We start from the raw sequence: 14332 nt of genomic DNA, 5'->3' as shown, positions 1-14332 counted from the left end.
CCCGCCTTCGCGGGGATGAGCGGAGGCATGGCTTGTGCGGCAGGAAGCCCATCTCGCCCCGCGAAGCGGGCTTTCAAACCCCGGACCACACGGACCACACGGAACCCAGCCAGCGGCCCGCGTTGGTGTGGTTCGTGTGGTTCGTGGTTCAAAAGCGGAGGCGCCGCCGCAGTTGCCGCGACTCCCGGCTGGCGGCATCGTGAGGCGATGCATCACAGCCAGCACCCCCTGTTCGTGGTCCTGTCGCTGGTGGTCGCGGTGCTGGGCTCGTGGACGGCGCTCGATCTCTTCCGCCGGGTGCGCTCGCACATCGGGCGCACGCGCGCCTTCTGGCTGGGCACGGCGGCGGTGGCCATGGGGCTGTCGATCTGGTCGATGCACTTCGTGGCCATGCTGGGCTTCGAGCCCGGCGGGCCGGTGGCCTACGATCCCTCGCTCACCGCCCTGTCGCTGATCCTGGCGATGGCGGCGACCTGGGGCGCCTTCTTCTGGGCCGCGCGCAGCGCGCAGCGGTTCCGCACCCTGATCGCCGGCGTCGCCATGGGGGTCGGCATCTGCCTGATGCACTACGTCGGCATGGCGGCGCTCAGGATCGACGCCCAGCTCTCCTATGTCCCGGCGTTCGTGGTCGCCTCCTTCGCCGTCGCCATCGGCGCCTCGACCGCGGCGCTGTTCGCGGCGCGTCGCGAGCACACCCTGGCCTGGCGCGCGGTCGCCGCCCTGGTCCTGGGCCTGGCGATCTGCGGCATGCACTACACGGCCATGGCGGGCCTGCGGCTCGCGCCGACGCAAGGGGCTTCGATGGGCCCGCCCGGCGCGCCGCCCTTTGCGCTCGGCGTCAGCGTCGCCACCGGCGCCACGGTGATCCTGCTGCTGGCCCTGCTGGCCTCGCTCTACGACCAGCGGCTGAACGTCATGGCCGCGCTCGACGCCGGCGGCGTCGGCTACTGGGAGCTGGTCCTGCCGCAGATGGAGTTCCACATCTCGCCGCGCGCCAGGACGATCTTCGGCCTCGATCCCGAGGGCGCGGCGAGCCACGACGATATCCTCGCCGCCCTGGCGCCGGAGGATCGCGCGCGGCGCGAGGACGTCTTCCGCGCCGCCCTGGACGGGACGGCCGACTACGACGCCGAATATCGGCTGGCCGCCGACCCCTCGCGGTGGGTGAACATCCGCGGTCGCGTCGTCGCCTGGCGCCGTGGGCGGCCCTGGCGGCTGAGCGGGGTGATGCTCGACGTAAGCGACCGCCGCCGCGCCTTCGACGCCCTGGAGGAAAGCCAGCGCCGCCAGCGGCTGCTCATCGACGAGCTGAACCACCGCGTGAAGAACACCCTGGCCACCGTGCAGTCGATCGCCCGCCAGTCGGCCAAGGACGCCGCGTCCATGGCGGCCTTCCGCGCGGCCTTCGAGGCGCGCCTGGTGGCGTTGTCGGAGACCCACAACGCGCTGACCCGCGGCGGCTGGTCCGGCGCCAGCCTGCGCGAACTGCTGGTCCAGGAGTTCGCGCCCTATGCGCCCGCCCAGGTGCGCCTGGACGGCGACGACCTCAGCCTGCCGCCCCGCTTGGCCGTGGCGCTCGGCATGGTGTTCCACGAGCTGGCCACCAATGCGGCCAAATACGGGGCGCTCTCGACGGCGGACGGCCTGGTGAGCGTGAGCTGGCGCAGCGATGGCCTGTGGCTGGCGTTCTCCTGGGCCGAGAGCGGCGGCCCCGCCGTGCGCGCGCCCACCCGGCGCGGGTTCGGCTCGCAGCTGGTCGAGGGAACCTTCGCGCGCGAACTCGGCGGGTCCGCCGAACTGGTCTACGACCCCGCCGGCTTCCGCGCCGAACTGCGCGCCCCGCAAAGCTTCGACCCGCCGGCCGAGCCGCCGCTGCGCGCCGCGAGCTGAAACCCTGCGCCTGCGGTTCCTCGAAACGGCCTGATGGCTAGAGCTTCACGACGATCCCGCGGCGATCCATCAGCCAGCCGAGGCCCCAGCAGACCAGGGTGTAGGCGATGGCGCAGAGCAGGGCCCCGATGGGGCCGGGCGCCGCGGCCTGGAACAGGGTCTCGCCGATCCAGTCGTAGAGGCCGACGTCGGGCGCGACCTTCACCTGCTGCAGCGTGGTCACGAACAGTTCGGAGAACAGGTAGATCACGATGGGATTGCGCCCGAACACCTGGAAGAACCGCGCCGCGGCGTTCGGTGGGCGCTCGCCAAGCCAGGCGACCAGGCCGGCCACTACGATCAGGTCCGAGCCCACGGTCAGCAGGACGAAGCTGCCGGTCCACAGCTTCTTGGCGACCGGGAAGAGCGGGCTCCAGGCCCAGGCGGCGAGCATGAGGCCCACGCCGGCCAGCGCCATGCGGATCAGGGTCCGCCGCCGATCCGTCGCCCCAGTCAGCCAGAGCGCCGCCAGGTAGCCGGCGATGATGTTGACCGTGGCCGGCAGGGTCCCGAGCAGGCCCTCCGGATCGAACCCGCCATCGCGCTTGTAGAGGTGGCCCGGGCCGAGGACAGCGAGGTCGAGGTGGGTCCCGGCGTTGCCGAACTTGGAAAAGGGATCGGCCGGGTTGAAGGCCGCCAGGATCGCCCAGTAGCCCAACAGCAGGCCGACGGAGAGAGCCAAGAGCCAGCGCGGTTTCAGGTAGCGCACGGCGAAGGCGGCCAGCAGGTAGCAAAGCGCGATCCGCTGCAGCACGCCCATCACCCGTGTCGTGGAGAACGGGATCAGGCTCCAGCCGCCGTCGTCGCCGTGGCGGACGAACGGGTACCAGTACATCAGGAAGCCCAGCAGGAAGATCAGCGCCGCGCGGCGCAGCACCTTGGCGGCGAAAGCCCCGTGGCCGACCGGCCTCTTGAAGGCGAAGACCATCGCGCAGCCGACCGCGAACAGGAACGAGGGGAACACCCAGTCGGCGGCGGTGAAGCCGAACCACTTGGCGTGGACGAGGATCGGGTAGGGATGCGCGCCGGGTCCGGGCGTGTTGACCACGATCATCAGGGCGACCGCCAGGCCGCGGAAGACATCCAGGGCCAGGAAGCGGGGCGACGCGGGCGCGGCGGCGGTTGTCATCTAGGCCTGCTCCAGTCGGGCCAGGAGCCTTCGCACGTCGCCGAGCGGATCGGCGGGCGGCTCGCGCACATAGCGGTCGTCGCGGGCGACCCAGGCCTGCTCCCAGGCCTTGATGACGTCGATCAGGGCGGGCTCATCGAAACGCACGGGGCCATTTCCGCTGACCTGCCGCGCGGCGGCGGCGCGCAGCCCGCCCAGGAACATTTCCCAGCGGGGCCAGTAGTAGTGGCGGTAGAGCCCCTGCCAGGCCTTCGAGGCATAGTCCGAAAGATTGCCCTGGCCGCCCCAGACGGTCACCTGCGCCTTGGCGTTCTTCACATAGGCGGCCGCGTCGGCCGGGTTGTCGGCATAGGCGCGGGCCGCGTCGATCCAGGTCGCCAGGCTGTGCGGCTGGGCGCCCATCAGGGCGTCGAGGCGCAGGGCCAGGTCCTTCGCCTTGAGCCGGCTCCTGTCGCCAGCGGGAAGGTCGGCCCGGCCATAGGCGGCGACCGTGGCCATCAAGGCGAGGTCGATCTCCTCGCTCCCCAGATGCCGCGCGGCGTCGGCCAGATCGCGGATGTAGAGCGGCTGGTGTGCGAAATCGGGCGCGAGGCGGGTGAGTTCGTGGACGGCGGCCTTCAGCTTGGCGCGATCGCCCGGATGGCCCTCGAAGGTCACGATCTCGGAGGTCGGCCGCTTCTGGAGGAGGTAGCCGCCGGCCCGGTCCTTCCACCAGCGCGGGGTCCAGTAGCGGGTGGAATAGGCTGCCTCGACCAGCCGACCGAGCGCGGCGTTCAACGGCGGCGTGGTGCGCCCGTAGCGCGACCGGGCGTAGCGGGCCAGCCAGTCGGCCTGTGACGCGTCGCCGGCGTTCCAGGCGAGGTCATAGGCCGCCTCATAGACGATCGGGTTGTTGTCCAGGCCCTCGGGGAACATGCCGAACCCGGCCAGCGCCTTGGTCTCATGGCTTTCGGTCAGCGCCTTCAGGTCGGCGCGGTAGTAGCCGAGGTCGCCATAGACCGGGTTGCTGGCGCCGTAGTTGTGGACATAGCCATAGATCCAGCGCTTGCCGCCGAAGGCGCGCGCGGTCTTCCAGGTGTCGGGATAGCGGTCGTTGCCGATGTCGAGGACCATCAGGGCCTCGTCGGGGACCTGGCTGAAGTAGGCGGCGATCGCCTCGGCGGTCCAGAATTTCTGGTCGGCGCCGAACAGCCAGCCCTGCATGGTCCAGATCGCGTCCGGCCGCGCCTTGCGGAAGGCCTCGTGGATCGCCTTGCCGTATTCGGCGAGCCGGCGCGCCTTCAGCACCGGATCGGGCTGGGCCTTGGCTGCCTGCTGGGCCGCGCCGTCGTTGAACGCGCCGCCGGCGTCGGAGCCGTCCTGCGCGATCGGCGGGGTCATCTCGTTGAAGCTGTCGGCCAGGTAGTGGGTCCCGGCGCCGTAGGTCGCGTCGTAGAGCGCCATGAACCGGCCCACCAGCTCGGCGAACAGCGGCTCGGCCGGATCCAGCCACCAGGTGGGATGGAAGCCCGCGCCGGCGCGCATCCGGTAGATGCGGGCCTTGGTATGCCGCTCGGCGAAGGCGCGCGGCACATAGCCCGCGAAGGCCGGCAGGATCGGCTTCATGCCGAGGTCGCGCATCCGCGCCAGGATCTTCACCTGCAGGTCGCGCTTCTTGTCGATCCAGGCGTTCGGCAGAGGCGCGAGATAGCCCTCGAGGTTGCCCATCCGCTGCCACGGGGTGAAGGCGGCCCCGGAGAAGTAGCCCGCGAGGTCCTTGGGCGAGAGGCCCATTTCGCGCCACAGGGCTCGCCAGACGAACTCCTGGCCCTCCATGGCGAGCGGCATGTCGACGCCGTGGGCCGCCATCCAGTCGATCTCGCGCGACCAGCGCTCCCAGCCCCACCAGGGCGTCGTGTAGCCGAAGGTGCAGGTGTTCAGGTAAGCGCGGTGGACGAAAGGGCTCTCGACCCGGCCGGTGGCGAAGTCGGGCCACGCGCTTGGCGGCTTTGCGTGGGTCCCGTCCCAGCTCACATGCGCGCAGCCGGCGTCGCGCAGGCCTGCGTAGGCGCCGCGCACCAGCGCCACCGGCGTGTCGCCGCGCACGCTGATCCGGCCGGCGCGGCAGCGGGCGTCGTACCAGGTCGGCGCGCCATCGCTCGCAGAGGGTTCGAGGCTCAGGCGGATGCGGTCCGCGTTCGCGCCGAACAGGCGCCGCAGGGCCTGGTCGCTGGCTTGCGTATCGCCAGCCCTGGCCCGAGCGGGTTGCGCCGTGGCGACCGCCACCGCCGCAGCGAGCGGCTGGGCGAGGGCCTGACGACGCGACAGGATGGGCGGCGGGTTCACCCGGCCGAAGAGACTTGGCCGTGGCCGCCGCGTCAATCGCCGCGAGCGCGTCTGTTCATTGAGCGGATTCGCGTCGCCGATGGTCTGGCGAACCCCGTCTGGTAGAGCCAATTATATCGAAGCATGATATAACCGCTCGCCGGAGCAACCCGGGGCGGTGCGCGAGGCTCGCTGACATGCAGCGCAAAACGGCGCTCATATCCGGCGCGGGCGTCGCCGGGCCAGCGCTCGCCTACTGGCTGACGGCGGCCGGATGGAAAACCACCATTGTCGAGCGCGCGCCCGCGGTGCGTGACGGCGGCTATGTGATCGACTTCTGGGGCCTGGGCTACGACCTGGCCGAACGCATGGGCCTCCTGGATGAAATCCAGCGCGTCAGTTGCACCGCGCGCGAACTGCGGGTCGTGGGCGACCACGGCCAACGGCTCGCGAGCTTCGGCGTCGGCGTGTTCAACGAACTGACCAATGGACGCTATGCGACCCTGATGCGCAGCGACCTCTCGAAGCTGCTGCTCAAGGCTGCCACGCCCGCGACCGAGGTGATCTTCGGCGACGAGATCGAGGCCTTGTCGGACGAGGGTGACGCCGGCGTGAACGTGCGGTTGCGCAATGGCGGCGCCCGCCGCTTCGATCTGGTCATCGGCGCCGACGGCCTGCATTCGAGGGTCCGGCAGCTGGCCTTCGGGCCACAGGATCGTTTCGAGAAGCCGCTCGGCTATGCCGTCGCCGCATTCCAGGCCGCCGGATACCGACCCCGGGACCCTGGCGTCTACATGATCTACGGCAAGCCGGGGCGGATGCTGGGGCGCTTCGCGCTGCCGGAAGATCGCACCCTCTTCCTGCTCATGTTCTCCTTCGACGGCGCCTTGCTCACGACCCTGGCCGAGCAGAAGGCCCTGGTGCGCTCGCTCTATCGCGATGGGGACTGGGAGACGGCGGACGTGCTGGACCGGCTGGAGCAGACGGAGGATCTCTACCTGGACCGGGCCAGCCAGATCGTGGCCCCGACCTGGTCAAAGGGCAGGGTCGCCCTGATCGGCGACGCCGCCTTCAGCGTGTCGCTTCTCGCGGGCCAGGGCTCGGCGTTGGCTGTCGTCGCCGCCTACGTCCTGGCCGGTGAACTCGCCCGCTGCGATGGTCGGATCGACGAGGCCCTCGCGGCCTACGAGCGCCGGCTGCGGGCCTATATCGAGATGAAGCAGGCCGGAGCCAAGCGTTTCGCCGGCGCGCTTGCGCCGCGCACCCGCCTGGGGACCTGGTTCCGCAACCTTGTCGTCCAGATGCTCGCCATTCCCGGCCTGGCGCGGGTCGCCGTTGGGCGTGAGATCATCGACCGGCTCCAGCTGCCCGACTATCCGCTGCGCTCGGGTGCGTCCGATTCTGGCGTGTCGCGGGGCTAACAGTCCTGGCGACTCGCCTGCGGCGGATCGATAGTGCTGGCCTTGGAGCTCAGGAGCAGCGGTTGGCGGACGGCGGCGCCTCATTCGGCTATCTCGGCGTCACCCGCTCGCTCAGCGGGCGGCTGTGGCGCGAGCGCGTGGCCGACCCCGACGCGGCGCGGCGGCTGCAGTTGGCTCAGGGCCTCAGCGAGCCCCTGGCGCGGGCCATCGTCGCGCGGGGGATTTCCCCGGACGCCGCGGAAACCTTCCTCAATCCGACGCTGAAGGCCCTGTTCCCCGACCCGTCGGCCTTCGCCGACATGGACCGCGCCGCGGCGATCCTGGTCGACGCCCTGGAGCGGAAGCGGCCGGCGGTGGTGTTCGCCGACTACGACGTGGACGGTGCGTCCTCGGCCGCCCAGCTGGTGCGCTGGTTCCGGGCCATGGGCCAGGAACTGCCGATCTATGTCCCCGACCGGATCACCGAGGGCTACGGCCCGTCACCCGCCGCCTTCCGCCGCCTGAAGGCCGAGGGGGCGGAGCTGGTGGTCACCGTCGACTGCGGGGCCGCGGCGCACGACGCCCTGGCCTGCGCCGCCGAGATCGGTCTGGAGGTGGTGGTGATCGACCACCACCTGATGCGCGACGGCGAACTGCCGCCCGTGGCCGCCCTGGTGAACCCCAATCGCCCCGACTGCGGCTCGGGCCAGGGCCATCTGGCGGCGGCGGGGGTGACTTTCGTGCTGCTGGCGGCGCTGAACCGCGAGGCGCGGCGGCGGGGCCTGTTCGAGGCGAGCGCGGAGCCCGACCTGAAGCCGTGGCTGGACCTGGCGGCCATGGGCGCGATCTGCGACGTGACCGCGCTCGTGGGCTTCAACCGCGCGCTGGCGGCCCAGGGCCTGAAGGTGATGTCGGCCTGGCGCAATCCGGGCCTCCGGGCCCTGATGGAGGTCGCCAACGGCCTCAAGGACGGACAGGCGGCGGCCTCTGTCTTCCATGTGGGCTTCATGCTGGGCCCCAGGATCAACGCCGGCGGGCGGATCGGCCGCGCCGACCTCGGCGTGCGGCTGCTGTCGACCGACGATCCGGCGGAGGCCCAGGCCCTGGCGGCCGAGCTCGACGAGCTCAACGCCTCGCGCAAGGCGGTGGAGGCGCAGGTGCAGGAGGCCGCGGTCGCCCACATCGAGACTGAGAGCAACTTCGCCGACGCGCCGATGCTGCTGGTGGCCGCCGACGACTGGCATCCGGGTGTGATCGGCATCGTCGCCGGGCGCCTGCGCGAACGTTACCGCAAGCCGGTGATCGTGGTGGGCGTCGACCGGGCGGCCAACGTCGGCAAGGGCTCGGGGCGTTCCCAGCCGGGCGTGAACCTGGGCCGCGCGGTGCAGGGCGCCTATGACGCGGGCCTGCTGCTGGCGGGCGGCGGCCACGCCATGGCCGCGGGCCTGTCGGTGCGCCCCGACACCATCCCCGAACTGCGCGCCTTCCTCTGCGAGCGCCTGGCCGACGAGAGCGCCGTCGCGACGGCCGAGGATGCGCTGGAGGTGGACGCCCTGGTGACCGCGCGCGGCGCCGACCGGGCGCTGTGGCAGGACTTCCAGCGCCTGGCGCCTTTCGGAACCGGCAATCCGGAGCCGCTGTTCGCGCTCGCCGACGCGCGGGTCGAGCGGCCGATGATGCTGAAGGGCGGCCATCTGCGCGTGACCCTGACCGATGGCTCCGGCGGGCGGCTGAAGGCGGTGGCCTGGCGCGCCGAGGGCACCGAAGCCGGCCGCCGGCTGCTGGCGGAAGGCGGCGGCGTCCACGTGGCCGGGCGCCTCAAGCCGGACGACTGGCAGGGCCGCCAGGGCGTCGAACTGGAGATCGAGGACGTCGCCGACCCCCGGCGGGTTTGAGGGGCAGGTTCAGGGCGCGGATTGGGGGCGCGGCCAAACGCCGCAACTGCGCATGGGCGCGGTCTTGCACCCCCTGGGGAAGGCGGATATAGAGCCGCCCTTCGCGTCGCGCGGTCCCTTCGTCTATCGGTTAGGACGCCAGGTTTTCAACCTGGAGAGAGGGGTTCGACTCCCCTAGGGACTGCCAGACGAAGTCTTCCCCTCAACTTGACTTCCCCGCGCGTCAACTTGCGACCGATTCCCCTGTCGCGTGCATTTTCTGCGTTGACGAAGGTGAGGTTACGAGAACAGTGTTATAGTAGGGCCCACCCGAATATCGGGCGACTGCGGAGTAACGGGCCGAGGGGCAGATGGCTGTGTACGAAGTCGAGGGGATCGAGGCGCAGAGCGACGCCTTGCGGATCAGTGGTCGCGTCAAGTGGTTCGACGCGGGCAAGGGCTATGGATTCATCGTTCCGGACGATCCCAGCCAGACTGATCTGAAAGACGTCCTGCTGCATGTCACTAGCCTGCGCAGCTCCGGCCGCGAATACGCGGTAGAGGGCTCGCTGATCACCTGCGACGTGGTGCGCCGGCCCAAGGGCTGGCAGGTGGCCGAGGTCGTGGACCTCGACGAAAGCTCCGCCCCGCCGGCGCCGGAGCGCCGGCCGCGCGAAGGAGGCTTCCACGGCGAGCGTGAGGCCTTCCTGCGCGGCGACTACGCCAACCGCGCCCCGCCGCGCCGCCCGCCGGCCGCGACCGGGCCTCTGGAACGCGCCAAGGTGAAGTGGTTCAACCGCACCAAGGGCTATGGCTTCGTGGTGCGCGACGCCGAGCCGGGCGACATCTTCGTCCACATCGAAACCCTGCGGCGTTCCGGCATGGACGACCTGCAGCCCGGCGACGACGTCATGGTGCGCTTCGCCGAAGGGCCCAAGGGCCTGGTGGTGGCCGAGATCGAGATCCCGGAACTGGACTGAAGCTCGACCGAGCCGTCCAGAAGCTCGCCAGAAGCTCGACTGAGCCTTGCCTGCGCCGACCGCTCGCCCCTAAGGAAGGGCGTTCAGTCCCAGGAGCCGGGCCTTGCGTCGCTTCCTCGCTTGCATCGCCAGCCTGGCCGTCCTTGCGGCCACGGCCGCCGCCGCCGCGCCGACGTCCGGGGTCGCGATCCGCCACGCCTATCCGCACGATCCGGGCGCCTTCACCGAGGGCCTGTTCTACCTGAACGGCGAGTTGTTCGAGAGCACCGGAATACCCGGCCAGTCCAACATCCGCCGCGTGCGCCTGTCCGACGGGGTGGTGCTGCAGCAGGCCCAGATCGACCCCAAGCTGTTCGGCGAAGGCATCGTCAACTGGGGCAGCGAGATCGTCAGCCTGACCTGGCAGGACCACATCGGCTACCGCTGGGACCGCCGGAAACTCGTCCAGAAGAAGGTTTTCCACTATCCGGGCGAGGGCTGGGCGCTGACCCAGGACGGCAAGCACCTGATCATGAGCGACGGCACGCCGGAGCTGCGGGTGCTGGACCCGGTGACCTTCAAGGAGCTGCGCCGCATCCGGGTGACCGACGACGGACAGCCGGTGAAGAACCTGAACGAGCTGGAGTGGGTGAAGGGCGAGGTCCTGGCCAACATCTGGCTGACCACGAAGATTGCGCGCATCGACCCGGCGAACGGCCACGTGAAGGGCTGGATCGACCTTGCGGCCCTGCCGGAGACCCACAGCGGAAACGGCGACGCGGTGGCCAACGGCATCGCCTACGACCGCGAGCACAACCGGCTGTTCGTCACCGGCAAGTACTGGCCGCACCTCTATGAAATCACGGTGACGCCGCCCCAGGGGCCCCTGCCTTGAGCCGGCCGTCGGACGAGGCCCCGCCGCCGCCCGAGGGCTACGTCCCGGCCGAAGGGCGCGGCGGCTTCTCGACCCTGAACGGGCCCTATTTCTTGCGCCCCGGCGACGGGCCGCTGGCCGAGCAGGCCTTCTATGCGCTTGCCCGCCACGCCAATGGCATCGGCCTGGTGCACGGCGGCATGCTGTCGGCCTTCATGGACGGGGTCCTGGCCGGCGCGGTCTGGCGCGGGACCCGGCAACGGGCGGTGACCATCCATCTCTCCATCGACTTCCTGCACATGGCCCGGGTCGGCGAGTGGGTGATGGGCGAAGGACGGATGACCCGGGCGACCAAGGACGTCGCCTTCGCCGAGGGCCGCGCCTATGTCGGCGGCCACGACGTGGTCCGCTGCTCCGGCGTCTTCAAGCTGATGGGCGCGCGCTAAGCCGGCTTGCGCTCCGGCATGCCCTGACCGGGAAGCTCGTAGCCCGCGGCGGATTCCACGGCGATGGTCTTCTGCACCGCCGGCCGCTGGAGCATCCGGTCATGCAGTCGGACCAGGTTGGGAAACTCCTCGGCCGGCGGCTTCACCGAGCCGTAGAAGCGCCAGAACAGCCAGAAGAGATGGATGTCGGCGATCGAGTAGCGTCCGCCCACCGCCCAGTCGTTCCGGCCGAACCGCGCATCGGCCTGGGCATAGACAGCGCGCGCGTGCTCCGGGCCCTGGCGGCGCGCCGGATGCACGGTGGCGGCGATGTAGGACATCCAGGCGACCACCCGGGCCTGCTCCTCCGCGTCATCCGGCAGCAGGTTGGCCTCGGGATAGGCCCGCGCCAGGTAGAACAGGATGCCGGCCACTTCGGTCAGCGGACGGCCGTCGATCAGCAAGGTCGGGACCTGGCCCAGCGGGTTGATCGCCAGATAGTCCGGCTGCTTGTTCTCCCCGCGGGCGAAGGACAGCGGGATGGCCTCGAAGTCCGCGCCGACCTCATGCAGGGCGATGTGCGGGGCCATGGAGCTGGCGCCCGGCGCGAAATACAGCGTGAGCATGGCGCGCGATCCTCCCGTCGGCCGAGTCTAGGACGCCTGCCTCCGTTGCCGAAGGCGGAAAACGCCTATATCGCAGGCCTCGCCGGCGCCCTCGGGGCGTAGCGCAGCCTGGTAGCGCATCTGCTTTGGGAGCAGAGGGTCGCGTGTTCGAATCACGCCGCCCCGACCACGCCGGCGAAGAGACTTCGAGGTTCGATCCATGCTCGCGCGCATCTTCCGCCCCGCCAAGACCGCCATGCAGTCGGGCAAGGCCAAGACCCAGGATTGGGTGCTGGAGTTCGAGCCGGCGGACGCCAGACGCCAGGACCCGCTGATGGGCTGGACCCAGACGGCCGACACCGAGGGCCAGGTTCGGTTGTCCTTCGAGACCAAGGACGAGGCGGTGCGCTATGCCGACCAGCACGGCATCGCCTTCCAGCTGGTCGACCCCAAGCCGGTGAAACGGATCATCAAGGCCTATGCGGACAACTTCGCCTTTGGCCGCAAGGTCCCGTGGACGCACTAGTGGCGTAAGGCGCCCTTAGCTCAACTGGATAGAGCACCCGCCTTCTAAGCGGGCGGTTGCAGGTTCGAGTCCTGCAGGGCGCGCCACGGGGGTTCGCCGTTACTTGACCTTAGGGATCCCCACGCAGGCGACCCTGGTGACGTAGGGCGTCGAGCGGCGAAGGGTCATTGGCCCTTGTCCTTCGGCTTCGGGTCGGGCGCGCAGGCGAGCTTGGCCACCGCGGGCGGCGCGAAGCGGCCGTAGACCGAGGTCTGGCCCGGGCTGAAGCTCGTGCCGTTGGCGTTGACGGTGTCCATGGTCATGTTGGTGTTGGCCGCGCGGTACGCCACTAGGTCGCACCAGTGCTGGAGCTCCTTCGGATAGCGGGCCTTCAGCTGGGCCACGACGATGGCGATGCAGTCCTTGTCGCGCGAGGAGCAGGCCTTGGCTGGGGCCCTGGGCGCTTCGACCGTGACGCCGCTGACCGTATTGCCGGGCTTGGCCGTCGGCGCGTCCGGCCGAGCCGCCGGGGCCTCGGCAGGCGTCGGAGGTTGGGCGGCGGCGGTCCCGGCCAGCAGGGCGGCGATGAGGGCGAGAGCGGACCTCATGAGCTGCGCCTTACACCGGTTTTCAGCCAAAAGGATTTCGCTCTGTGTCGAGCGTCACCGTCCAGTCGGCGCGGCCCGGCATCTCGGCCAGGATCCAGCGGGTAAGGCGCTCGTAGTAGGCGACGAAGCGCTCGATCTCGGCGTCGGACATGCCGCCCTGGCCTTTCGCGCGGAGCTTCTCCTCCTGCTCGCCGCGCCATTTGGCCACCACCTCGAAGCTGGGCGCGGCCAGCAGGACCAGGTCATGCAGCTTGCCGAACAGCTCCTGGTAGGGCCCGTCGAGCTGGTCGTTGACGTAGGTGCGCCAGACGCCGTCGGGGTCTTCGTCGCGCTCCAGGGCGTTGACCGGGGTCGCCAGCGCCGCGCGGCCCTGGGCGACGGCGCCCACGCACCAGCCTTCCAGGATGATCACATCGACCGGCGTCGCCACCGTCGGCCACTGGGCGCGGGGCGCGCGGGTGTCGCTGGCCTTGTCGAACTTGGGCAGGGTGGCCTTGCCGCGGGTGCGCAGAGCGTCGAGCGCGGCGCTGGCCATGCCGACGTCGTGGGTGCCGGGCGGCCCGCGCGTGGCCAGCAGCGGATGGACGTCCTTCGCCAGCCGCTGGCGGGCCTCGTGGGTCAGGTAGAAGTCGTCCAGCGAGGGAGCGACGGCGCGCAGGCCGCGGTCCTGCAACAGGCGCACGGTCCAGGCCGCGACGGTGCTCTTACCGGAGCCCTGGGCCCCGCAAAGGCCGATGACGGCGCAACGCTTGCGGTCGATCCGGCGGCGGTGGGCGCGGGCGGCCAGCGGCTCGCAGACCAGCTCGGCGGTCTGGCGGAAGCCTTCCGGCAGGCCTTCGCGGGCCATGAAGTCGTCGAGGGCTTCGGCCACGGTCAGTCGGCCTTCGCGGCGTAGGCGGCGAGCCCGTCCGCCAGGTCGGCGATCAGGTCGTCGGGGTCCTCCAGCCCGATGTGCAGCCGCACCAGCGGTCCGCCGTAGTCCGGGTGGAACTTGCGGACCTTGAGCTGCGGGTCGCAGGCGATCGCCAGGCTCTCGAAGCCGCCCCAGGAGAAGCCCAGGCCGAACAGCTTCAGGGTATCGAGGAGCGCGTGGACCGCTGCAGGCGGCGCCGGCCTGAGCGCGAAGGCGAAGAGGCCGCAGGCGCCGGAGAAATCGCGCTTCCAGAGGTCATGGCCGGGCGAACCGGGCAGGGCGGGGTGGTAGACGCGCGCCACCTGCGGCCGGCCAGCCAGCCATTCGGCGGCCTTCAGCCCGCTCTCGCCGTGGCGCGCCAGGCGGGTGGGCAGGGTGCGCAGGCCGCGCAGCACCTGGTAGGCCTCGTCGCCCGCAACCGCCCAGCCCAGGTTGTGGATGCCGTCTTCCAGGGCCCGCGCCAGCTTGCGGTCGTTCACCGCCGCCGAGCCCATGAACACGTCGGAGTGGCCGGCGACGTACTTGGTCAGCGCCTGGATCGAGATGTCTACGCCGTGGTCCAGCGGCCGGTAGAGGAAGCCTGCGGCCCAGGTGTTGTCGATGGCGGTCAGGATCCCACGCGCCCGCGCCAGCTCGGCGATGCGGCCCACGTCCTGCATCTCGAAGCTGAGCGAGCCGGGGCTCTCCAGCACGATCAGCCGCGTCGCGGGCGTCACCATCGCCATCACCGCGTCCGGCGCCGCGTCCGGGGCGAAGTAGCGCAGGCTGACGCCGAAGCGGCCCAGCACCCGGTCGCAGAAGCGGCGG

Annotated in this window: 13 protein-coding genes and 3 tRNA genes; 10 read left to right on the top strand and 6 right to left on the bottom strand. The window is 70.7% G+C overall.

The annotated features are described in order from the left end of the window. The first annotated feature begins 207 nt into the window (after positions 1-207). Positions 208-1890 (top strand): MHYT domain-containing protein, encoded by a 1683-nt coding sequence (locus VGL85_RS17040; RefSeq protein ID WP_331590180.1) that lies wholly within the window; start codon positions 208-210, stop codon positions 1888-1890. Between the two features lie 37 nt (positions 1891-1927). Here VGL85_RS17040 and VGL85_RS17035 read toward each other — a convergent pair whose 3' ends face one another. Together VGL85_RS17035 and VGL85_RS17030 are read right to left on the bottom strand one after the other, a co-directional pair. Continuing rightward, a complete protein-coding gene (locus VGL85_RS17035; protein ID WP_331590179.1) occupies positions 1928-3058 on the bottom strand; it encodes an acyltransferase family protein in 1131 nt (376 codons plus the stop codon). After that, positions 3059-5383 (bottom strand): alpha-N-acetylglucosaminidase, encoded by a 2325-nt coding sequence (locus VGL85_RS17030; protein ID WP_331590178.1) that lies wholly within the window; start codon positions 5381-5383, stop codon positions 3059-3061. A gap of 176 nt (positions 5384-5559) precedes the next feature. Between VGL85_RS17030 and VGL85_RS17025 the strand changes: the two genes are divergently transcribed. The 6 genes from VGL85_RS17025 to VGL85_RS17000 all read left to right on the top strand — a co-directional run bounded on the left by VGL85_RS17025 (position 5560) and on the right by VGL85_RS17000 (position 10915). Beyond that, entirely contained in the window at positions 5560-6783 is a 1224-nt protein-coding gene (locus VGL85_RS17025; RefSeq protein ID WP_331590177.1) for an FAD-dependent monooxygenase, read from the top strand. Positions 6784-6845: 62 nt separating this feature from the next. Beyond that, the gene (gene recJ / locus VGL85_RS17020) at positions 6846-8657 is read left to right on the top strand and encodes a single-stranded-DNA-specific exonuclease RecJ (RefSeq protein WP_331590176.1); all 1812 of its coding nucleotides are present in this window, start codon (positions 6846-6848) and stop codon (positions 8655-8657) included. Positions 8658-8769: 112 nt separating this feature from the next. After that, positions 8770-8844, top strand: a tRNA-Glu gene (locus VGL85_RS17015). Between the two features lie 163 nt (positions 8845-9007). After that, positions 9008-9616, top strand: coding sequence for a cold-shock protein (locus tag VGL85_RS17010; protein WP_331590175.1), 609 nt, complete (start codon positions 9008-9010; stop codon positions 9614-9616). Positions 9617-9719: 103 nt separating this feature from the next. After that, positions 9720-10490, top strand: coding sequence for a glutaminyl-peptide cyclotransferase (locus VGL85_RS17005; RefSeq protein WP_331590174.1), 771 nt, complete (start codon positions 9720-9722; stop codon positions 10488-10490). Next, positions 10487-10915: a PaaI family thioesterase gene (locus VGL85_RS17000; RefSeq protein WP_331590172.1), complete on the top strand. Its 429-nt coding sequence runs from the start codon at positions 10487-10489 to the stop codon at positions 10913-10915. Before VGL85_RS17005 ends, VGL85_RS17000 begins: the two co-directional genes overlap by 4 nt. Here the strand turns inward: VGL85_RS17000 and VGL85_RS16995 are convergent. Continuing rightward, positions 10912-11520: a glutathione S-transferase family protein gene (locus VGL85_RS16995; protein ID WP_331590171.1), complete on the bottom strand. Its 609-nt coding sequence runs from the start codon at positions 11518-11520 to the stop codon at positions 10912-10914. The two genes, VGL85_RS17000 and VGL85_RS16995, sit on opposite strands and share 4 nt — an antisense overlap. Positions 11521-11612: 92 nt before the next feature. Between VGL85_RS16995 and VGL85_RS16990 the strand changes: the two genes are divergently transcribed. The 3 genes from VGL85_RS16990 (at position 11613) to VGL85_RS16980 (ending at position 12111) form a co-directional block, all read left to right on the top strand. Beyond that, positions 11613-11689, top strand: a tRNA-Pro gene (locus VGL85_RS16990). Between the two features lie 30 nt (positions 11690-11719). Beyond that, positions 11720-12025, top strand: coding sequence for an ETC complex I subunit (locus VGL85_RS16985; protein WP_331590170.1), 306 nt, complete (start codon positions 11720-11722; stop codon positions 12023-12025). A 9-nt stretch (positions 12026-12034) separates the two neighbouring features. After that, positions 12035-12111: transfer RNA gene (locus VGL85_RS16980), tRNA-Arg, on the top strand. A gap of 78 nt (positions 12112-12189) precedes the next feature. Here the strand turns inward: VGL85_RS16980 and VGL85_RS16975 are convergent. From VGL85_RS16975 to metC, 3 genes are all read right to left on the bottom strand, one after another. Continuing rightward, positions 12190-12612: a hypothetical protein gene (locus VGL85_RS16975; RefSeq protein WP_331590169.1), complete on the bottom strand. Its 423-nt coding sequence runs from the start codon at positions 12610-12612 to the stop codon at positions 12190-12192. 22 nt (positions 12613-12634) lie between these two features. Next, a complete protein-coding gene (locus VGL85_RS16970) occupies positions 12635-13483 on the bottom strand; it encodes a kinase (RefSeq protein ID WP_331590168.1) in 849 nt (282 codons plus the stop codon). A gap of 2 nt (positions 13484-13485) precedes the next feature. After that, positions 13486-14332 (bottom strand): cystathionine beta-lyase (gene metC / locus VGL85_RS16965; protein ID WP_331590167.1); only part of this gene is annotated, 847 nt, incomplete at its 5' end.

This window comes from Phenylobacterium sp., assembly GCF_036501465.1.
Taxonomy (GTDB): domain Bacteria; phylum Pseudomonadota; class Alphaproteobacteria; order Caulobacterales; family Caulobacteraceae; genus Phenylobacterium.
Note: the sequence above shows the minus strand (reverse complement) of the source record. Positions and strands in the feature narration are given on the sequence as shown.

Bases quoted from the DNA above. Each gene is read 5' to 3' on its own strand.
- VGL85_RS17040 (WP_331590180.1), top strand. From the start codon at position 208: ATGCATCACAGCCAGCACCCCCTGTTCGTGGTCCTGTCGCTGGTGGTC.
- VGL85_RS17035 (WP_331590179.1), bottom strand. From the start codon at position 3,058: ATGACAACCGCCGCCGCGCCCGCGTCGCCCCGCTTCCTGGCCCTGGAT.
- VGL85_RS17025 (WP_331590177.1), top strand. From the start codon at position 5,560: ATGCAGCGCAAAACGGCGCTCATATCCGGCGCGGGCGTCGCCGGGCCA.
- VGL85_RS17010 (WP_331590175.1), top strand. From the start codon at position 9,008: ATGGCTGTGTACGAAGTCGAGGGGATCGAGGCGCAGAGCGACGCCTTG.
- VGL85_RS16995 (WP_331590171.1), bottom strand. From the start codon at position 11,520: ATGCTCACGCTGTATTTCGCGCCGGGCGCCAGCTCCATGGCCCCGCAC.
- VGL85_RS16985 (WP_331590170.1), top strand. From the start codon at position 11,720: ATGCTCGCGCGCATCTTCCGCCCCGCCAAGACCGCCATGCAGTCGGGC.
- VGL85_RS16975 (WP_331590169.1), bottom strand. From the start codon at position 12,612: ATGAGGTCCGCTCTCGCCCTCATCGCCGCCCTGCTGGCCGGGACCGCC.